Origin of the sequence: Actinosynnema sp. NPDC050436, from assembly GCF_040655415.1 — a bacterium.
Taxonomy (GTDB): domain Bacteria; phylum Actinomycetota; class Actinomycetes; order Mycobacteriales; family Pseudonocardiaceae; genus Actinosynnema.
In genome coordinates this window covers 329,682-348,273 of sequence record NZ_JBFAJV010000006.1, presented here as the reverse complement: position 1 = coordinate 348,273, position 18,592 = coordinate 329,682, and the positions used below count along the sequence as shown (strand labels likewise).

Genomic DNA, 18,592 nt, shown 5'->3' with positions numbered 1-18,592 from the left:
TGGTTACGCTGTGCGGCGTGTGCGGAATCGTGGGATACGTGGGCCACCGCCCGGCGCTGGACGTAGTGCTCGACGGGCTGCGGCGGCTGGAGTACCGGGGGTACGACTCGGCGGGCGTCGCCGTGCTCGACGGCGCGGGCGGCCTGGCCGTCGAGCGCAAGGCCGGCCGGCTGGGCAACCTGGAGTCCCGGCTCGACGAGGTGGGCCGCGAGGGCTTCGCGGGCACCGCCGGGATGGGCCACACCCGGTGGGCCACGCACGGTGCGCCGGTCGACCGCAACTCCCACCCTCACCGCGACGTGACCGGCCGGGTCGCCGTGGTGCACAACGGGATCATCGAGAACTTCGCCGCCCTGCGCGCCGAGTTGGAAGCGCGCGGCGTCGAGATGAGCAGCGACACCGACACCGAGACCGCCGCGCACCTCGTGGCGTTCGCCTACGAGGAGGGCGACACCAAGGGCGACCTGGCGGCCAGCGTGCGCGCCGTCGTCCGCCGCCTGGAGGGCGCGTTCACCCTCGTGGTGACGCACGCCGACGAGCCGGACACGGTGGTCGCCGCCCGCCGCTCCTCCCCGCTCGTGGTGGGCGTCGGCGAGGGCGAGACGTTCGTCGCCTCCGACGTGTCGGCGTTCATCGAGCACACCCGCGAGGCCGTGGAGCTGGGCCAGGACCAGGTCGTGGTGATCGACCGGTCCGGCTACACCGTCACCGACTTCGCCGGCGAGCCCGCCGGGGCCAAGCCGTTCACGGTGAACTGGGACCTCTCCGCCGCCGAGAAGGGCGGCCACGAGTACTTCATGCTCAAGGAGATCGAGGAGCAGCCCGAGGCCCTGGCCAACACGCTGCGCGGCCACTTCCGCGACGGCCGGGTGGTGCTGGACGAGCAGCGGCTGTCCGACCAGGACCTGCGCGACGTCGACAAGGTGTTCGTGGTGGCCTGCGGCTCGGCCTACCACTCGGGCCTGGTCGCCAAGTACGCGATCGAGCACTGGACCCGGCTGCCCGTCGAGGTCGAGCTGGCCTCCGAGTTCCGCTACCGGGACCCGGTGCTGGACCGGGACACGCTGGTCGTCGCGGTGTCCCAGTCCGGTGAGACGGCGGACACGCTGGAAGCCGTGCGGCACGCCCGCGCGCAGAAGGCGCGCGTGCTCGCGGTCTGCAACACCAACGGCGCGCAGATCCCGCGCGAGTCCGACGCCGTGCTCTACACGCACGCGGGCCCGGAGATCGGCGTGGCGTCGACCAAGGCGTTCCTCGCCCAGATCGCGGCCAACTACCTGGTCGGCCTGGCCCTGGCGCAGGCCCGGGGCACCAAGTACCCGGACGAGGTCGCCCGCGAGTTCCACGAGCTGGAGGCCATGCCCCGGGCCGTGGAGCGGGTGCTGGGCACCGTCGAGCAGGTGCGCGCGCTCGGCCGGGAGCTGGCCGACTCGAAGGCCGTGCTGTTCCTGGGCCGCCACGTCGGATACCCGGTGGCGCTGGAGGGCGCGCTCAAGCTCAAGGAACTGGCCTACATGCACGCCGAGGGCTTCGCGGCGGGCGAGCTCAAGCACGGCCCGATCGCGCTGATCGAGGAGGGCCTGCCGGTCGTCGTGGTCATGCCCTCGCCCAAGGGCCGCGCGGTGCTGCACTCGAAGCTGGTGTCCAACATCAGCGAGATCCAGGCCCGGGGCGCGCGGACCATCGTGATCGCCGAGGAGGGCGACGAGACGGTCCGGCCGTTCGCCGACCACCTGATCGAGGTGCCCGCCGTCCCCACGCTCCTCCAGCCGCTGATCTCCACCGTGCCGTTGCAGGTGCTGGCCGCCGAGATCGCCCGCAGCCGGGGCTACGACGTGGACAAGCCGCGCAACCTGGCCAAGTCCGTCACCGTCGAGTAGGCCCCCTGGCGGTGCGCGCGCCGGCGTGAGCGGGCAGGCTGTCGCGCTATGCGGGGACTGTGGACCACCGACCGGGTGCGGGCGGCCGAGGAACGGGTCATGGCGCGGGTGCCCGCCGGGTCGCTGATGCGGCGGGCGGCGTTCGGCGTGGCCGTCGCGGCGGTCGACGTGCTCGGCGGGCGGCGGCGGGTCGGGCTGCTGGTCGGCGCGGGCAACAACGGCGGCGACGCGCTGTGGGCCGGGTACTACCTGCTGCGGCGCGGCATCGCGGTGCGCGCGGTGCTGCTCGACCCGGCGCGCGCGCACGCCGAGGGGCTGGCCGCGTTCCGGCGGGCCGGCGGGCGGGTCGTGGACCGGCTGGAGGACGTCGACCTGGTGGTGGACGGGATCGTCGGGCTGTCCGGGCGCGGGCCGCTGCGGCCGGCCGCCGCCGAGCACGTCGCCCACCTCGACGCGCCGGTGCTGGCCGTCGACTCGCCCAGCGGCGTCGACCCGGACACCGGGGCGGTCGACGGGCCCGCCGTGCGCGCCGACGTCACGGTCGCGTTCGGCTGCCTCAAGCCGGTGCACGCGCTGGCCGACTGCGGCGAGGTGCGCCTGGTGGACATCGGGCTGGGTCCCGAGCTGGGCGGGCCGGACCTGGTCGAGCTCGACCTCGCGGACGTCGGCGCGCACTGGCCGGTGCCCGGCCGGGACGACGACAAGTACACCCAGGGCGTGACGGGCGTCGCCGCCGGGTCGGCGACCTACCCCGGCGCGGCCGTGCTGGCGACCGGGTCGGCGCTGCTGGCCACCTCCGGCATGGTGCGCTACGCGGGCGCGGCGGCCGAGGGGGTCCGGGCGCACTGGCCGGAGGCGATCTGCACCGGCTCGATCACCGACGCGGGCCGGGTGCAGTCCTGGGTGGTCGGGCCCGGCCTGGGCACCGGGCTCGGCGCGGAAGGCGTGCTGCGCACCGTGCTGGAGGCCGGCGTCGCGGTGTGCGCGGACGCCGACGCCATCACCATGCTGGCCGACAACCCGGACCTGTGGGACGCCCGCGACCCCGGCACCCCGGTCGTGCTCACCCCGCACGACCGCGAGTTCGAGCGGCTGGCGGGCGAGGTCGGGCCGGACCGGGTCGCGGCGGCGCGGCGGGCCGCCGCCGCGTTCGACGCCGTCGTGCTGCTCAAGGGGCACGCCACCGTCGTCGCCGCGCCGGACGGCCGGGTCCTGGTCAACCGCGCGCGCACGTCGTGGGCGGCCACGGCGGGCTCGGGCGACGTGCTGTCCGGGCTGATCGGCTCGTTGCTCGCCGCCGGGGTGGACCCGTTGCTCGCCGCCGGCTGCGCCGCCCGGGTGCACGTCCTGGCGGCGGAGCTGGCGGCGGCCGGTGCGCCGATCCCGGCCTCGGCGCTGCTGTCGGCGGTGCCGGACGCGATCCGGGCGGTGCGCCGGGAGGCGTCGTAGGCCGCGCCCGCGCGCGCCCCGCAGCCGTCCCCTGTGTCACCATGAGCGGTGTTATGGCTGCTCCTCGCGCTGAGGTCGTGATCGACCTCGACAACCTCCGGCACAACGTCGAGTACCTGGACCGCGTGGCCCACCGCGCCGAGACCATGGTCGTGGTCAAGGCGGACGGGTACGGGCACGGCGCCGTGGAGGTTGCCAGAGCCGCGCTGGAGGCGGGTGCGACCTGGCTCGGCTCGTGCTCGCTCGCCGAGGCGCTCGCGCTGCGCGCCGCCGGGATCTCCGCGCCCGTGCTCTCCTGGCTGGACCCGCCGGGCACGGACTACGCGCCGGGCGTCGACGCCGGCGTCGACCTGTCGGTGGCGTCGGAGCGGCAGCTCGCCTCGGTCGCCCGCGCGGCGCGCGCGGTCGGCCGGCGGGCCCGCGTCCACCTCAAGATCGACACCGGGCTGTCCCGCAACGGGTCGCGCCCGGACGAGTGGGCCGCGCTGGTGCGCGCCGCCGCCGCCACGCCCGAGGTGCGGGTGCACGCCGTGTGGTCGCACCTCGCCGTCGCCGACGAGGTCGGGCACCCGGCCACGGACGCCCAGGCCGCGCGGTTCGACGAGGCGTACCGCGAGGCGGTGGCGGCCGGGCTGGACCCGCTGCGGCACCTGGCCAACTCGGCGGCCCTGCTGACCCGCCCCGACCTGCACTTCGACCTGGTCCGGCCGGGGATCGCGGCCTACGGGCTCAACCCCGTGCCGCAGCCGCACGACCTGCGGCCGGTGATGACCTTCCGCTCGGCGGTGGTGCTGGCCAAGCGCATCCCGGCCGGCGAGTCGGTGTCCTACGGGATGAGCTGGACGGCCAAGACCGAGACGACGGTGGCGCTGGTGCCGGTCGGCTACGCCGACGGCGTGCCGCGCGCGCTGTCCAACCGGATGCACGTGTGGCTGGCCGGCGCGCGGCGGCCGGTGGTGGGCCGGGTGTGCATGGACCAGGTGGTCGTGGACTGCGGGGACGACCAGGTGGCCGAGGGCGACGAGGTGGTGCTGTTCGGCGCGGGCGCGCACGGCGAGCCGACCGCCCGCGAGTGGGCCGACACCGCCGGGACCATCGACTACGAGATCGTGACCGGCATGTACCGGCCCCGGGTGACCAGGACCTACCGGTGAGCGCGCCGAGGGGGGTCGCGCGGTGAACGCGCTGTGGAAGGCGGTCGGCTGGGCGGGCGGCATCCTGGGCGCGGCGGCCACCGGCGTCGCGGTCGGCGTGGCCGCGAACCAGAAGAGGGTGGCCGACGAGCGGCGGGCCGCCGACCCGCTGGCCGACGAGCCGCTGGGGCGGCTGACGCCCGACCGCGAGTCGACCGTGGCCGCCGACGACGGCGTGCCGCTCTCGGTCGAGGAGGTCGACCCGGCGGACGGCGGCGAGCCCGACCTGACCGTCGTGCTGGTGCACGGCTTCGCGCTGGACCGGCGGTGCTGGCACTTCCAGCGCCGCGACCTGGCCCGGCTGACCGGGCCCCGGGTCCGCCAGGTGCTCTACGACCAGCGCGGCCACGGGCGGTCCGGTCGGGCCGCGGCCGAGTCGAGCACGATCGACCAGCTCGCGCACGACCTGGACTCGGTGCTGCGGGCCGTGGTGCCCGACGGGCCCGTGGTGCTGGTCGGGCACTCGATGGGCGGCATGACGATCATGGCGCTGGCCGAGCAGCAGCCGGAGCTGTTCGCGCGGCGGGTGCGCGGCGTGGCCCTGGTCGGCACGGCGGCGGGCGCGGTCGGCGGTGCCGGGTTGCCCAAGTCGGTGCTGTCCCGGTACAACCCGGTCACCCTGGGCGTCGGCCGGCTCGCCGGTCTCCAGCCCGGGGTCGTGGAGTGGGTGCGGCGGCGGGCGAACACGGTGACCTGGAGCGGGATCAGGGCCCTGGCGTTCGGCGACCGGAAGGTCAGCACGTCGCTGGTCGACCTGATGGAGCAGATGATCAACGGGACCTCGGTGCAGGTGCTGACCGAGTTCCTGGAGACGCTGGGCACGCACAACCGGTACAAGGCGCTGGCCGGGCTGCGGCACTGCGAGGTGCTGGTGATCAGCGGTGACGCGGACCGGGTGACGCCGTTCTCGCACGCCGAGCGGATGGCCGAGGAGATGCCGCACGGCGAGCTGGTCCGGGCGCCCGGCGCGGGGCACATGGTGATGATGGAACAGCCGGACCTGGTCACCGGGCACCTGGTGGGCCTGCTCCGGCGCAGTGCCGTGGAACGGACGGAGGACAGGCGGCGGTGGTGGCGACGAGCGTGACCCTCCCCGAGGTGGGGGACACCGAGGAGTTCGGGCGCAGGTTGGGCGGGCTGGTGCGCAGCGGCGACCTGCTGCTGCTGTCCGGGCCGCTCGGGGCGGGCAAGACGGCCCTGGTGCGCGGGCTCGCGGCCGGCCTGGGGGTGAGCGGGCGGGTCAGCTCGCCGACGTTCGTGATCGCGCGCGTGCACGACCCCGCGCCCGGCGGTCGCGGCGTGTCGCTGGTGCACGTGGACGCCTACCGGCTGGGCGGCGACCTGGACGAGCTGGACGACCTCGACCTGGACACCGACCTGGTGGACGCGGTGGTGGCGGTGGAGTGGGGCGAGGGCGTCGCGGAGCGGCTGTCCGAGGACCACCTGCTGATCACCCTGGAGCGGCACGACGACGACGTCCGCACCGCCCGCCTCGAACCGCACGGCTCGTGGGCGGACCGCGAACTGCCGGTGTGAGCGCCCGGCCCGCTCGCGGTCGCGCCGGTCGGGTCGGTGGTGGTGTGGGGCGCGGTCGGCACCCGGGCCGCAGCGGCCCGGCCGGTGGTGGGGTCGGGGCCGGTCGCCGTCAGCGCAGCTCGCGCTTGAGCACCTTGCCCATGTCGTTGCGCGGCAGCGCGTCCAGGAAGCGGACCACCCTCGGCCGCTTGTGCGGGGTGAGCAGCCGGGCCACGTGGTCGGCCAGCTCGCGCTCCGCGACCGGCGGCCCCGCCGGCACCACCCACGCGACGACCCGCTCGCCCAGGTCGTCGTCGGGCTCGCCGGTCACCGCCACCTCGGCCACGCCGGGGTGCTCCAGCAGGGCGTTCTCCACCTCGCCCGCGCCGATCTTGTAGCCGCCGCTCTTGATCAGGTCGGTGGCCCGCCGGCCGACGATCCGCAGCGCGCCGTCCGGTTCCACCACGGCCAGGTCGCCGGTCCGGAACCAGCCGTCGACGAACGCCTCGCGGGTCGCGTCCGGGCGGTTGAGGTACTCCAGGAACAGGTTCGGGCCGCGCACCTCGACCTCGCCCGGCTCGTCGCCCACCACCCGGACCTCCACGCCGTCCAGCGGCGGCCCCACCGTGCCCGGCCGGCGGTCGCCGGACACGCGGACGCTGGTGTTCATCAGCGTCTCGGTCAGGCCGTACCGCTCGACGACCCGGTGCCCGGTCAGCTCCTCCAGCCGCGCGTGCACGGTCACCGGCAGCGGCGCCGAACCCGACACCAGCAGCCGGGCCTTCGAGAACGCCGCCGCGTGCTCGGGCGCGGCGGCGATCCGGTGGTACATGGTCGGGACGCCGAACAGCACCGTGCCGCCGGCGTCCAGCGCCCCGGCCGCCGCCGCCACGCTGAACGACCCGAGGTGGTGCACCGTGCCGCCGCGCCGCAGCGGGCCGATCACGCCCACGCCCAAGCCGTGCACGTGGAACAGCGGCAGGCCGTGCACCACCACGTCGTCGGCGGTCCACTCCCACGCGGCGGCCAGCGCGTCCAGGTTCGAGGCCAGCGCGCGGCGCGGCAGCACGACGCCCTTCGGCGGCCCGGTCGTGCCGGAGGTGTAGACGATTAGCGCGGGTGCCTCGCCGCCCGGCTCCGGCAGGTCGGTCGGCGGACCGGACGGCAGCACGTCGTCCACCACCAGGTCGGGAGCGCTGTCGGCGAGGACGTGCGCCAGCTCGCGCTCCCCGAGCTTGGGGTTGAGCGGCACCACCGGCACGCCCGCGAGCAGCGCGCCCACCACCGCGACGCAGGTCCGCGCGTCCGGCCGCGCCCACACCGCGACCCGCCGGCGGCCGACCAGCCCGGCGGCGACCTCGCGGGCTCGCGCGGCCAGCTCGGCGTAGGTCAGCTCGGCGTCGGGGAAGCGCAGGGCCGGCTTCGCGGGCAGCGTGGCCAGGGCGGGCAGCAGCATCCGCCCACCTTGGCCGCACCGCCCGCGACGCGCATCACAGATGTGGTTCGAGCCACGCCACGAGCTGCGACTTGGGCCGCGCGCCCACGAGCTGCGCGACCAGCTCGCCGTCCCGGTAGAGCTGGAGCGTCGGCATCCCCATCACGCCCAGGTCCCGCGCGGTGCGCGGGTTCGCGTCGGTGTCGATCTTGGCGAACTCCACCGAGTCGAGCTCCCGGTCCAGCTCGGCCAGCACCGGTTCGATCATCCGGCACGGCGGGCACCAGCTCGCGGTGAACTCGACCAGCACCGCGCCGGCCCGGACCCCCTCGGTGAACGTGTCGTCGGTCAGCGTGCGCACGGGCGCCTCCTCTGCTCGGCCTGCTCCAGTTGCGTGCGCACGCGGTCGCGGGCGGCGGCCAGCCGGGCGAGGCACTCGTCCAGCTCGGCCAGCTTGCGCCGGTACGCCGCCACGGAGGCGGGGCACGCGTCGCCGCTGGTGTGGCCGTCGCGCAGGCACTCCACGAACGGCCGGGTGTCCTCCAGCGCGAAGCCGATGTCGGCCAGCGAGCGGATCTCGGCCAGCAGCCGCAGGCCGTCCTCGTCGTACTCGCGCTGACCGTTCGCGGTCCGCCGCGCGGTGAGCAGGCCCAGGGACTCGTAGTAGCGCAGCGCCCGGGTGGTCGTCCCACCCCGCTGAGCCAGTTCACCGATGCGCACGATGCGATCCTCCGACTTGACGCCGACGTCAAGTCCAGTGTGACCGCCCGCACGGACCCGACCGCGTCGCCCGACCGCGTCGCCCGACCGCGTCATCCGACCGCGCCGCACGAGCGGGCGACCGTCCGGCGGAGTCGGCGGAGTCGGGGCCGGTCCACGCCGTACCCTTGTCGACTGTGCTCGTGCTCGCTCTGGACACCGCCACGCCCGCAGTGACCGCCGGCGTCGTGGAACTGACCGCTGACGGACCCCGGACGCTGGCCCGGCGGGTGACGGTGGACGCCAAGGCGCACGGCGAGCTGCTGACACCGCACCTGCGCGACGCCGTCGCGGAGGCCGGGCACGCCCTGGCCGACCTCGACGCGATCGTGTGCGGGGCGGGCCCCGGCCCGTTCACCGGGCTGCGGGTCGGGCTGGTCACGGCCGCCGCGCTCGGCCAGGCGCTGAACCGGCCCGTCTACCCGGTGCCGACGCCGGACGCGATCGCGCTCGACGCGAACACCGGGGCGCCGCTGCTGGTCGCCACCGACGCCCGGCGCAAGGAGGTCTACTGGGCCGCCTACGACGCCGCCGGCCGGCGCACCGACGGCCCGCACGTGGACCGGCCGGCCGACGTCCTGGCCAAGCTGCGCACCTCGCCGCAGCAGGCCGCCGGCGAGGGCGCCCGGATCTACGCCGACGTGCTGGGCCTGCCGCTGGTCGACGCCGTGCACCCGTCGCCCGGGTCGCTGGTCGCCGCCGTCGCCGAAGAGCTGCTGTCCGGTGCCCGGCCGGCCGCGCTCACCCCGCTCTACCTGCGCCGGCCCGACGCCGTGGAGCCCACCGGGCGCAAGCGGGTGACCCGGTGAGGCCGGGCGAGCTGACCATCGGGCCGCTGCGGCACGAGGACGTCGCCCGGTGCGTCGAGATCGAGCACGAGCTGTTCCCCGGCGACGACCCGTGGAGCGAGGGCTCGTTCCGCAGCGAGCTGGACGGCGGCAACTTCTACGTCGGCGCGCACGTGGACGGCGAGCTGGTCGGCTACGCCGGGCTGGGGCTGAACGACTTCGAGTCGAGCGTGCACACCCTCGCCGTGGTCGCCGACCGGCAGCGCGGCGGGGTCGGCACCAGCCTGCTGCGGACCCTGCTGGCGAAGGCCGACGAGCTGGGCCTGCCGGTGTTCCTGGAGGTCCGCACCGACAACGCGCCCGCGATCTCGCTCTACCTCGCGCACGGCTTCGAGCACCTCGGCCTGCGCCGCCGCTACTACCAGCCGTCGGGTGCCGACGCGTACACGATGGGAAGGCCCGCGAACCGTGACTGACCGGCTCATCCTCGGTATCGAGAGCTCGTGCGACGAGACCGGCGTCGGCATCGTCCGGCTCGGCCCGGACGGCGCGCTGGAACTGCTCGCCGACGAGGTCGCCTCCAGCGTCGAGGAGCACGCCAGGTTCGGCGGCGTCGTGCCCGAGGTGGCGTCGCGGGCGCACCTGGAGGCCATGGTGCCGACCATGCGCCGGGCCGTCGAGCAGGCCGGTGTCGGGCTGTCCGACGTGCACTCGATCGCGGTCACCGCCGGGCCTGGGCTCGCGGGCGCGCTGCTGGTCGGCGTGGCGGCGGCCAAGGCGTACGCGGTGGCGCTGGGCAAGCCGCTCTACGGCGTGAACCACCTCGCCGGGCACGTGGCGGCGTCCACCCTCCAGCACGGCCCGCTGCCCGAGCGGTGCGTGGCGCTGCTGGTGTCCGGCGGGCACTCGCAGCTGCTGCTGGTCGAGGGCCTGGCGGACAAGATCACCGAGATCGGGTCCACCGTGGACGACGCGGCGGGCGAGGCGTACGACAAGGTCGCCCGCCTGCTCGACCTCCCGTACCCCGGCGGCCCGCCGATCGACAAGCTCGCCAAGCAGGGCAACGGGTGCGCCATCGCGTTCCCGCGCGGCCTGACCGGTCCCCGCGACTCGAAGTACGACTTCTCGTTCTCCGGTCTGAAGACCTCCGTGGCGCGCTGGGTGGAGCGCCGGGAACGCGCCGGCGAGGAGATCCCGCTGGCGGACGTGGCCGCGTCGTTCCAGGAGGCGGTGGCCGACGTGCTGACCGCCAAGGCGGTCCGGGCGTGCAAGGACCTCGGCGTGGACACGATGGTGATCTCCGGCGGCGTGGCGGCGAACTCGCGCCTGTCGGCGCTGGCGGCGGAGCGGTGCGCGGCGGCGGGCATCGAGCTGCGCGTGCCCAGGCCCCGGCTGTGCACGGACAACGGCGCGATGATCGCGGCACTGGGCGCCCACCTGGTGGCGGCCGGGGCGGAACCGTCCCGGCTGGACCTGTCGACGACGCCGGGCCTGCCGGTGGGCACGATCCAGGTCGTCTAGCGGAGCGCTCCGGCCCGGCCGCGCCGGCGGTGGTCGTCAGCCGGCGTCCCCGACGTCCGCCGAGCCCTCGGCGAACGCCCGGTCGAAGCGCTCGTCTCCCAGCGCTGCGCGTGCCGCGGCGGTGATCCGGTCCACGTCGTAGCGCTGCGCGGGCGGCAGGGGCACGCCCACGGACAGGCGGTTCGCGGCGGCTCGGCCGAGCAGGCGGGCGGCGTCCTCGTGCCGGCCCGCCAGCGCGCGGGCACCCGCCACGCCCTCCTGGCCCAGGGCGACGGCCCGGGGGTCGCGGGTCCTGCGGGCCAGGCGCAGGCCCTCTTCCTGGAGTTCCCGCGCCGCTTCGGCGTCCCCGCGCAGTTCGGCCACGAAGCCGCGTTCGGCCAGCACGAGCGTCGCGCCCACCTCCGACCCGACCCGGCGGTGCCAGTCGTGGATGCGCAGCAGGAGGCGTTCCGCGCCGTCCAGGTCGCCTTCTCGGCGCGCACCGAGCGCCAGGCCGGTCTCCGCGTACACCTCGCCGGGGGAGAAGCCGTGGTCGGCGGCGATCCGGCGGGCCTTCTCGTGGTACGCCCGCGCCGCCGCGAAGTCCTCGGTCAGCAACGCCACCCGGCCCAGCCAGGACAGCGAGAACGACACCTCCGGCCACGCCCGCAGCTCGTCGGCCAGCCGCAGGCCCTCGGTGTGCACGGCGGTGGCCTCCGGGTAGTCGCCGGTCAGCTGCGCGAGGGTGCCGAGCGCGAACGTCGACTGGAGCCGGCCCCACCGGTCGCCGAGGGCGGTGAACAGCTCGCCTGCCCGTTCGGCGGCGTGCCGGGCCAGGGTCAGGTCGCCCCGGTGCATGGCCTGGCTGAAGCGGTCGCTCAGCGCCGCCGCCACACCCCAGTCGTCGCCGCGCGCCTCGAACGCGGCGTGGGCGCGCTCGGTGTGCCGCTCGCCGGAGGCCATGTCGCCCACGGTGGACAGCACGTACCCGAGGAACCAGTCCTCGCGCGGGTCGTCGACCTCGCCGACCGGCGTGGCCGCGTGGCCCGCGAGCACGGTGAACCCGACCTGCCACGGCCCGGTCAGGTGCCGCCGGGCCTCCTGGACGCGCCCGCGCAGGAACCAGTACCAGGCCAGGTGCCGGGCCAGGCCGGGGTCGACGTCGAGCGCGGCGCGCAGGTTCGCGGTGTCCGCGTCGAGGCGGTCCAGCCAGGCGAGCTGGTCGTGGCCGCGCAGCTCCGGGTCGGCGCGCTCGGCCAGCGCGCGGTAGTGCGCGGCGTGCCGGCGGCGGACCGCGTCCAGCTCGCCGGCCTCGCGCAGGCGTTCCCGGCCGTAGTCGGCCACCGATTCGAGCAGCCGGTAGCGCGGCGGGCCGCCCTGGTCGGGCGCGACCACGAGCGAGCGGTTGACCAGCGCGGCCAGCACGTCCGCGACGTCCCGCGCCGGCACGTCGCCGCCCGCGCAGATCGCCTCGGCGGCGGCCAGGTCGCAGCCCTCCACCGCGACGGCGAGCCGGCGCAGCACGGTCCGCTCGGCGGCGGGGAGCAGCTCCCAGCTCCAGTCGATCATGGCGCGCAGCGTGCGCTGCCGGGGCGGCGCGTCCCGGTGGCCCGCCGCGAGCAGCCGGAACCGGTCGTCCAACCGCTCCAGCAGGGTGTCGACGCCGAGCGCGCGCACCCTGGTGGCGGCCAGCTCCAGGGCGAGCGGGAGGCCGTCGAGCCGGCGGCAGATCGCGGCCACCGCGCGCTGGTTGTCGGGTGTGGGCGCGAAACCGGGCGCGGCGGCCGAGGCGCGCGCGGTGAACAGGCGGACCGCGTCGGGCAGCTCCAGCGGCGGCACGGACCACACGGCCTCGGCGGCCAGCCCCAGCGGCTCCTGGCTGGTGGCCAGCACCCGCAGGCCCGGCGCGGCGCGCAGCAGGTCCGACACCAGCCGGGCGACCGGGTCGACCAGCCGTTCGCAGTTGTCCAGCACCAGCAGGACGTCCCGGCCGCGCACGGCGGCGACCAGCCGCTCGGCCGGCGGCTCGGCCGCGTCCTCGCGCACCCCGAGCACGGCGGCCACCGCGTCGGAGACCACCGCCGGCCCCGACCGGTCGGCGCGGTCCAGGCCGGCCAGCTCCACCAGCCACACGCAGTCGGCGGCGGTCACCGCGCGGGCGGTCTCGACGGCGAGCCGGGTCTTGCCGACGCCGCCCGGCCCGGTCAGCGTGACCAGCCGGGAGGTGCCCAGCAGCGCCCGCACCTCGCGCACCGCGCCGGCCCGCCCGACCAGCTCGGTCACCGGCGCGGGCAGGTTCGTGCGCGGCCCCGCCGGCTCCTGGGCGAGCAGCGCCCGGTGCACCCGGGCCAGGTCCGGGCCGGGTTCCAGCCCCTGCTCCTCGGCGAGCAGGCGGCGCAGCGCGGCGTAGCCCTCCAGCGCCTCCACCTGCCGGCCGGCCAGGGCCAGCGCGCGCATGTGCAGGCCGCGCAACCGCTCCCGCAGCGGGTGCCGCGCCACCTCGTCGGCCAGCTCGACGGGGTGCCCGGCGGTGATCCGGGCCTCGGCCCAGTCCTCCAGGGCGGCCAGCCGCTCCTCGCCCACCCGCCGCGCGAACCCCACCGCGAACGGCTCGTCGGCGAACTCCGCCAGCGGCTCGCCGCGCCACAGGGCGAGCGCGCCGCCCCGGTCGCCCGCCGCCACCCGCGCCCGGAACTCCAGCAGGTCCGACGACCCGGCGTCGACCCGCAGCGCGTAGCCGGGCGGCTCCCAGGTGACCACGTCCCGGCCGAGCACCCGGCGCAGCGCGGACACCTTGGTCTGGAGCGTGTTGCCCGGGTTGCCCGGCGGCCGGTCGCCCCACAGCGCCGACCCGAGCCGGTCCACCGGCACCGGCCGGCCCTCGGCGACCAGCAGGTGCGCCAGCAGCAACCGGACCTTCGCCTCCGGGACCCGCACCGGGGTCCCGTCCGCCGCCCACACGGCCAAGGGCCCCAGCACGCCGAATCGCACACCACGACGGTAGCCAGGTGCCTCCCCGGCGCACCCGCAGGGAACCCGCAGCGGACCCGCAGCGGGTTCCGGCACCTTCGGTCACACCTGCCGAGGAAGCGAGGAACCACTGATGAGCACGCCGCTGACGTTGATCGGCCTGGGCCCGATGGGCCGGGCCATGGTCGCGGAGTACCTGGAGCGCGGCCACGCCGTGACGGTGTGGAACCGGACCGCGAGCCGCGCCGACGAGCTGGTGGCGAAGGGCGCGCACCGGGCCGCCACGGCGGCCGAGGCGGTCGCGGCCACCCGCCTGGTCGTGCTGAGCCTGACCGACTACCAGGCCATGTACGACGTCCTGGGCGACGCGGACCTGGCCGGCAAGACGGTCGTCAACCTCAGCTCCGACACCCCGGGCAAGACCCTGAAGGCCGCCGCGTGGCTCGCTGAGCGGGGCGCGGAACTGCTGGTGGGCGGCGTGATGGTGCCCGCGCCGCTGATCGGCGAGGAGGGGGCGTACGTCTTCTACAGCGGCCCGAGGGCCGTGTTCGAGGAGCACGCGGACACCCTGCGGGTGATCGGCCGGACCGAGTACCTCGGCGAGGACCACTCGCTGGCGCAGCTGTTCTACCAGGCGCAGCTCGACTACTTCCTGACCGCGCTGGCCGCCGCGCTGCACAGCGTCGCCCTGGTGCGCACGGCCGGGGTGACCGCCGCGCAGTTCGCGCCGTACCTGAAGGAGAACGTCGAGTCGGTGGGGATGTACCTGGAGGAGACGATCAACGCCGTGGACAGCGGCGAGCACCCCGGCGAGCTGGCGAACGTCGTGATGATGGGCGCGACGGCGGACCACGTGGTGGGCGCGAGCGAGGCGACCGGGGTGGACGCCGGGCTGCCCGGGGCCGTCCAGGACCTGTACCGGCGGGCCATCGCGGCCGGGTACGGGCAGAACAGCTGGACCGCGCTGTACGAGGTGATCAAGCCCGCCGGGTAGGCGCGGCCCGCCGCGAGCGGACCCCGGTCGGCCGCGAGGGGGCCGGGTCGGCCGCGAGGTCCGGGGGCCGCGAGCGGAGCGGGGTCGGCCCGCGCGGTGCCGGGGGGCTGCGCGGGCCGGGGGACCGGCTGCCCGCCTGATCGGTCGCGGGCCGTCGAGAGCGGGCCCCGGACACCCCCTGCGACGTGGCGCGTCCCACCGTCCGGGCCGACTGTCGGGGGGTTCGTTGAACGGTTGGCACTCGCGTGGGTAGAGTGCTAGCTGCACGGCACCAGCAACCGCCCCGACCCCCGCGACGGCGGGGTGGCAGGAGCCGTAAACGCAACCTGCCAACGCTTTCGACGACCGTGGAGGTCAGCCCGGTGAGCGTGAACATCAAGCCGCTCGAAGACAAGATCGTCGTGCAGGCCAGCGAGGCCGAGACCACGACGGCCTCCGGCCTCGTGATCCCGGACACCGCGAAGGAGAAGCCCCAGGAGGGCAAGGTCCTCGCGGTCGGCCCCGGCCGGATCGACGACAAGGGCAACCGCATCCCCGTGGACGTGGCTGTCGGCGATGTCGTCATCTACTCCAAGTACGGCGGCACCGAGGTCAAGTACAACGGCGAGGAGTACCTGATCCTCTCCGCCCGCGACGTGCTGGCCGTCATCAACTGACTTTCGGCCGACACGCAGGACGCCCCGGCGAACCCACCGACACCGGGGGTTCCGGGGCGTTTCGCGCATCACGAGGAGAGGCTGTAGGCAATGCCCAAGCAGATCAGCTTCGACGAGGACGCTCGTCGGGCACTTGAGCGCGGCGTGAACAAGCTGGCGGACACGGTCAAGGTGACCCTGGGTCCGCGCGGCCGGCACGTGGTGCTGGACAAGAAGTTCGGCGGCCCGACGGTCACCAACGACGGTGTGACCATCGCCCGCGAGATCGAGCTGGACGACGCGTTCGAGAACCTGGGCGCGCAGCTCGCCAAGAGCGTCGCCACCAAGACGAACGACGTGGCCGGCGACGGCACCACGACGGCGACCGTGCTGGCCCAGGCCATGGTGCGGGTCGGCCTGCGCAACGTCGCGGCGGGCGCGAACCCGACCTCGCTGGGCCGGGGCATCCAGGCCGCCGCCGACGCCGTGGTGGACGCCCTCAAGGGCAAGGCCACCCCGGTCAAGGGCCGGGACAACATCGCCCAGGTCGGCACCGTGTCCTCGCGCGACGAGTCGATCGGCGCGCTGCTCGGCGAGGCCATCGAGAAGGTCGGCGAGGACGGTGTGATCACCGTCGAGGAGTCCTCGACGCTGGCCACCGAGCTGCAGATCACCGAGGGCGTGCAGTTCGACAAGGGCTACATCTCGGCGCACTTCGCCACCGACCTGGAAGCCCAGGAGACGGTGTTCGAGGACGCCCGCATCCTGCTGCACCGCGAGAAGATCAGCGCCCTGGCCGACCTGCTCCCGCTGCTGGAGAAGGTCGCCGAGGCCGGCAAGCCGCTGGTCGTCATCGCCGAGGACGTCGAGGGCGAGGCGCTGTCCACCCTGGTGGTCAACGCCCTGCGCAAGACGCTGCGCGTGGTCGCGGTCAAGGCCCCGTACTTCGGCGACCGCCGCAAGGCGTTCCTGGACGACCTCGCCGTCGTCACCGGTGGCCAGGTCATCGCCGCCGAGGTGGGCCTGAAGCTGTCCGAGGCCGGCCTGGACGTGCTGGGCACGGCGCGGCGGATCGTGGTGTCGAAGGACAACACGACCATCGTCGACGGCGGCGGCACCAAGGCGGACGTGGCCGGTCGCGCGGAGCAGCTGCGCCGCGAGATCGAGGCCACCGACTCCGACTGGGACCGCGAGAAGCTCCAGGAGCGGCTGGCGAAGCTCTCCGGCGGCATCGCGGTGATCAAGGTCGGCGCGGCCACCGAGACCGAGCTGAAGGAGCGCAAGCACCGCATCGAGGACGCGGTCGCCGCCACCAAGGCCGCGGTCGAGGAGGGCATCGTGCCCGGCGGCGGCTCGGCGCTCATCCACGCGGCCAAGGTGCTCGACGGCGGCCTGGGCCTGACCGGCGACGAGGCGACCGGTGCCGCGATCGTCCGCGAGGCGCTCGGCTCGGCGCTGTTCTGGATCGCCGCGAACGCCGGCCTGGAAGGCGCGGTCGTGGTCAACAAGGTCCGCGAGGGCGACTGGGGCTTCGGCCTCAACGCGGCCACGCTGGTCTACGGCGACCTGCTGGAGGCCGGGATCATCGACCCGGTCAAGGTCACCCGCTCGGCCGTCTCGAACGCCGCCTCCATCGCCCGCATGGTGCTCACCACGGAGAGCGCCGTCGTGGAGAAGAAGGAAGAGGAGCCCGCCTCGGCCGGTCACGGCCACGGTCACGGGCACGGCCACTGAGGTCGGACGCCGGGGTCCGCCCCGCGCGACCGCACGCCGACGTGCTCCGGGAGGGGCGGTGCCACCACGGCACCGCCCCTCCCGGCGTTCCCGGGGTCGGTCGGCCCGGCCGACGTGCGCAGATCGAGGGCGGAGCACGGCGAAGGGGCGGCACCCGGGGGTGCCGCCCCTTCCGCCGACCGGGCCGGGGTCGACCCGGGTCAGGTCAGCACCGGCTGTCGCTTGCGGGCCTTGATGATGCCGTCTCGCTCGGATTCCGAGAGCCCGCCCCAGATCCCGTACGGCTCCTGCACCGCCAGCGCGTGGCGCCGGCACATCTCCAGCACGGGACAGGACAGGCACACGGCTTTTGCCCGTGCCTCCCGCCTCGCCCGCGCCGGTCCTCGTTCCCCGTCCGGGTGGAAGAAGAACGCACTGTCCATCCCGCGGCACGAGCCGCGCATCTGCCAGTCCCACAGATCGGCGTTGGGACCGGGAAGCCTTCGGGTGTCCGCCATCGAGACCGCCTCCTTGGCCCTCTGATGAGAGAACTGCTCCATTCGGCTTAACGATGATCCACCGTAGAACCGCGCCAATGCTTGTTCAAGGGGGTCGGCGGCAGAAAGGCGCCAATTCATTCGATGGGTGATCAGCCGGGGCCACCCCCGGAGTTGCCGGTGACGGCTGGTGAACGGACGATGTCAGCGTGATGACGCCCCCCGACCACACCGCGACGACGCCGGAAGGCGAGCGGGAAACCGTTGCGGCAGAGGATGATCCTGCGCATTCGGTGACCCTGTCGGTGGCCGCGGTCGCCCGCCGGCTCGGCGTCGCGCCGGCCACCCTGCGGACCTGGGACCGCCGGTACGGGCTCGGACCCAGTGATCACACCACCGGGCGACACCGGAAGTACGCCCCGAAGGACGTGGCCCGGCTGGAGCTGATGCAGCGGGCGCTGCTGCGGGGCGCGTCCAGCGCCGAGGCGGCCAAGTACGCGCTCGCCGCGCCCGCCCCGCAACCCCGGTTGATCAGCGCCGGGCCGCCCGCCCCGCCGGTGCTCACCGGCGGCGAGCTGGACACCACCGCCCCTCCGGTGGGCGGGCGCGGGCTGAAGCTGCCGGGCGCGGGCCGGCTCGCGCGCGGGGTGGGGCGGGCGGCGCTGGCGATGGACTCGGCGGCGGTCCAGCTCCTGCTGGCCGACTCGATCGCGCAGGACGGCGTGGTCGCCACCTGGGACGAGGTGGTCCGGCCGGTGCTCGCCGGGATCGCCGACCGCTGGCAGCACTCCGGGGCCGGGGTCGAGGTGTCGCACCTGCTCGACGAGTGCGTGCTGGCGGCGATGGTCCGGGCGACGCCGATCGTCGCGGAGCCGCGCAACCACCGGCCGGTGCTGCTGGCCTGCACGCCCGAGGAGCGCCACGACCTGGCGCTCTACCCGCTGGCCGCCGAGCTGGCCCGGCGCGGCGTCGGCATCCGGCAGCTCGGCGCGGCGCTCCCGCTGGACGCCCTGGCCGCCGCCGTCCGGCGGACCGCGCCGGCGGCCGTGGTGCTGTGGGCGCAGCTCCCGCGCTACGCCGATCCGGGCGCGGTGTCCGCCCTGCCCCGGACGCGCCAGCAGGTGCGGGTGTTCGTGGGGGGACCCGGCTGGGCGCGCGGCGTGGTGCCCTCGCCCGCCGAGCGGATCAAGGGCCTGGCGGACGCGGCGGACGCGATCGAGCGCGCCGTCTGCTGACGACCGGCCCCGACCGGCGGACAATGGCC

17 protein-coding genes are annotated in these 18,592 nt (G+C 75.4%); 12 read left to right on the top strand and 5 right to left on the bottom strand.

Features of this window, described 5'->3' with window-relative positions:
* Nucleotides 1-17 precede the first annotated feature (17 nt).
* Genes glmS through tsaE form a run of 5 tightly spaced genes read left to right on the top strand, consistent with a single transcriptional unit; the run spans nt 18 to nt 6,058 of the window.
* Nucleotides 18-1,880, top strand: a complete 1,863-nt coding sequence (gene glmS, locus AB0I60_RS18395) for a glutamine--fructose-6-phosphate transaminase (isomerizing) (RefSeq protein WP_360731275.1) — start codon at nt 18-20, stop codon at nt 1,878-1,880.
* Nucleotides 1,881-1,928: 48 nt separating this feature from the next.
* A complete protein-coding gene (locus AB0I60_RS18390) occupies nt 1,929-3,329 on the top strand; it encodes an NAD(P)H-hydrate dehydratase (protein ID WP_360731274.1) in 1,401 nt (466 codons plus the stop codon).
* Between the two features lie 53 nt (nt 3,330-3,382).
* The gene (alr, locus tag AB0I60_RS18385) at nt 3,383-4,483 is read left to right on the top strand and encodes an alanine racemase (RefSeq protein ID WP_360731272.1); all 1,101 of its coding nucleotides are present in this window, start codon (nt 3,383-3,385) and stop codon (nt 4,481-4,483) included.
* 22 nt (nt 4,484-4,505) lie between these two features.
* A complete protein-coding gene (locus AB0I60_RS18380; protein WP_360731270.1) occupies nt 4,506-5,609 on the top strand; it encodes an alpha/beta hydrolase in 1,104 nt (367 codons plus the stop codon).
* Nucleotides 5,591-6,058 carry a tRNA (adenosine(37)-N6)-threonylcarbamoyltransferase complex ATPase subunit type 1 TsaE gene (gene tsaE, locus AB0I60_RS18375; RefSeq protein ID WP_360731268.1) on the top strand — a complete coding sequence of 156 codons (468 nt, stop codon included), beginning with the start codon at nt 5,591-5,593 and terminating at the stop codon, nt 6,056-6,058. The genes AB0I60_RS18380 and tsaE overlap by 19 nt, the downstream gene beginning before the upstream one ends.
* A gap of 109 nt (nt 6,059-6,167) precedes the next feature.
* Here the strand turns inward: tsaE and AB0I60_RS18370 are convergent, their stop codons facing one another.
* From AB0I60_RS18370 to AB0I60_RS18360, 3 genes are read right to left on the bottom strand one after another with little or no spacing between them, the layout of a single operon-like run.
* On the bottom strand, nt 6,168-7,493 hold the full coding sequence (locus AB0I60_RS18370; RefSeq protein WP_360731266.1) for an acyl-CoA synthetase: 1,326 nt from the start codon (nt 7,491-7,493) through the stop codon (nt 6,168-6,170).
* Between the two features lie 34 nt (nt 7,494-7,527).
* A complete protein-coding gene (locus AB0I60_RS18365) occupies nt 7,528-7,833 on the bottom strand; it encodes a thioredoxin family protein (protein ID WP_360731265.1) in 306 nt (101 codons plus the stop codon).
* Entirely contained in the window at nt 7,821-8,192 is a 372-nt protein-coding gene (locus tag AB0I60_RS18360; RefSeq protein WP_360731263.1) for a MerR family transcriptional regulator, read from the bottom strand. Before AB0I60_RS18360 ends, AB0I60_RS18365 begins: the two co-directional genes overlap by 13 nt.
* Nucleotides 8,193-8,368: 176 nt before the next feature.
* On the opposite strand from AB0I60_RS18360, the gene tsaB reads away from it, so the two are divergent.
* The 3 genes from tsaB to tsaD are packed head-to-tail and all read left to right on the top strand — an operon-like array spanning nt 8,369 to nt 10,540.
* On the top strand, nt 8,369-9,040 hold the full coding sequence (gene tsaB / locus AB0I60_RS18355) for a tRNA (adenosine(37)-N6)-threonylcarbamoyltransferase complex dimerization subunit type 1 TsaB (RefSeq protein ID WP_360731261.1): 672 nt from the start codon (nt 8,369-8,371) through the stop codon (nt 9,038-9,040).
* Nucleotides 9,041-9,051: 11 nt separating this feature from the next.
* Nucleotides 9,052-9,495: a ribosomal protein S18-alanine N-acetyltransferase gene (gene rimI / locus AB0I60_RS18350; RefSeq protein WP_360731364.1), complete on the top strand. Its 444-nt coding sequence runs from the start codon at nt 9,052-9,054 to the stop codon at nt 9,493-9,495.
* Nucleotides 9,488-10,540, top strand: coding sequence for a tRNA (adenosine(37)-N6)-threonylcarbamoyltransferase complex transferase subunit TsaD (gene tsaD, locus AB0I60_RS18345; protein ID WP_360731259.1), 1,053 nt, complete (start codon nt 9,488-9,490; stop codon nt 10,538-10,540). The genes rimI and tsaD overlap by 8 nt, the downstream gene beginning before the upstream one ends.
* 36 nt (nt 10,541-10,576) lie before the next feature.
* Here tsaD and AB0I60_RS18340 read toward each other — a convergent pair whose 3' ends face one another.
* Nucleotides 10,577-13,510 carry a BTAD domain-containing putative transcriptional regulator gene (locus AB0I60_RS18340; RefSeq protein WP_360731257.1) on the bottom strand — a complete coding sequence of 978 codons (2,934 nt, stop codon included), beginning with the start codon at nt 13,508-13,510 and terminating at the stop codon, nt 10,577-10,579.
* 112 nt (nt 13,511-13,622) lie between these two features.
* Here AB0I60_RS18340 and AB0I60_RS18335 point away from each other — a divergent pair, with 112 nt between their 5' ends.
* The 3 genes from AB0I60_RS18335 to groL all read left to right on the top strand — a co-directional run bounded on the left by AB0I60_RS18335 (nt 13,623) and on the right by groL (nt 16,852).
* On the top strand, nt 13,623-14,483 hold the full coding sequence (locus AB0I60_RS18335) for an NAD(P)-binding domain-containing protein (protein WP_360731255.1): 861 nt from the start codon (nt 13,623-13,625) through the stop codon (nt 14,481-14,483).
* 362 nt (nt 14,484-14,845) lie between these two features.
* On the top strand, nt 14,846-15,139 hold the full coding sequence (gene groES, locus AB0I60_RS18330; RefSeq protein ID WP_158844728.1) for a co-chaperone GroES: 294 nt from the start codon (nt 14,846-14,848) through the stop codon (nt 15,137-15,139).
* Between the two features lie 90 nt (nt 15,140-15,229).
* Nucleotides 15,230-16,852 carry a chaperonin GroEL gene (groL, locus tag AB0I60_RS18325; protein ID WP_360731252.1) on the top strand — a complete coding sequence of 541 codons (1,623 nt, stop codon included), beginning with the start codon at nt 15,230-15,232 and terminating at the stop codon, nt 16,850-16,852.
* A 200-nt stretch (nt 16,853-17,052) separates the two neighbouring features.
* On the opposite strand, the gene AB0I60_RS18320 is transcribed toward groL, so the two are convergent.
* Nucleotides 17,053-17,349 carry a WhiB family transcriptional regulator gene (locus AB0I60_RS18320; protein ID WP_360731363.1) on the bottom strand — a complete coding sequence of 99 codons (297 nt, stop codon included), beginning with the start codon at nt 17,347-17,349 and terminating at the stop codon, nt 17,053-17,055.
* Nucleotides 17,350-17,621: 272 nt separating this feature from the next.
* Here AB0I60_RS18320 and AB0I60_RS18315 point away from each other — a divergent pair, with 272 nt between their 5' ends.
* Nucleotides 17,622-18,563 (top strand): MerR family transcriptional regulator, encoded by a 942-nt coding sequence (locus AB0I60_RS18315; RefSeq protein WP_360731251.1) that lies wholly within the window; start codon nt 17,622-17,624, stop codon nt 18,561-18,563.
* Nucleotides 18,564-18,592: the final 29 nt, after the last annotated feature.

Coding starts and splice junctions, on each gene's coding strand:
- groL (WP_360731252.1), top strand. CDS start 15,230: ATGCCCAAGCAGATCAGCTTCGACGAGGACGCTCGTCGGGCACTTGAG.
- AB0I60_RS18390 (WP_360731274.1), top strand. CDS start 1,929: ATGCGGGGACTGTGGACCACCGACCGGGTGCGGGCGGCCGAGGAACGG.
- AB0I60_RS18320 (WP_360731363.1), bottom strand. CDS start 17,349: ATGGCGGACACCCGAAGGCTTCCCGGTCCCAACGCCGATCTGTGGGAC.
- alr (WP_360731272.1), top strand. CDS start 3,383: ATGGCTGCTCCTCGCGCTGAGGTCGTGATCGACCTCGACAACCTCCGG.
- AB0I60_RS18335 (WP_360731255.1), top strand. CDS start 13,623: ATGAGCACGCCGCTGACGTTGATCGGCCTGGGCCCGATGGGCCGGGCC.
- AB0I60_RS18370 (WP_360731266.1), bottom strand. CDS start 7,493: ATGCTGCTGCCCGCCCTGGCCACGCTGCCCGCGAAGCCGGCCCTGCGC.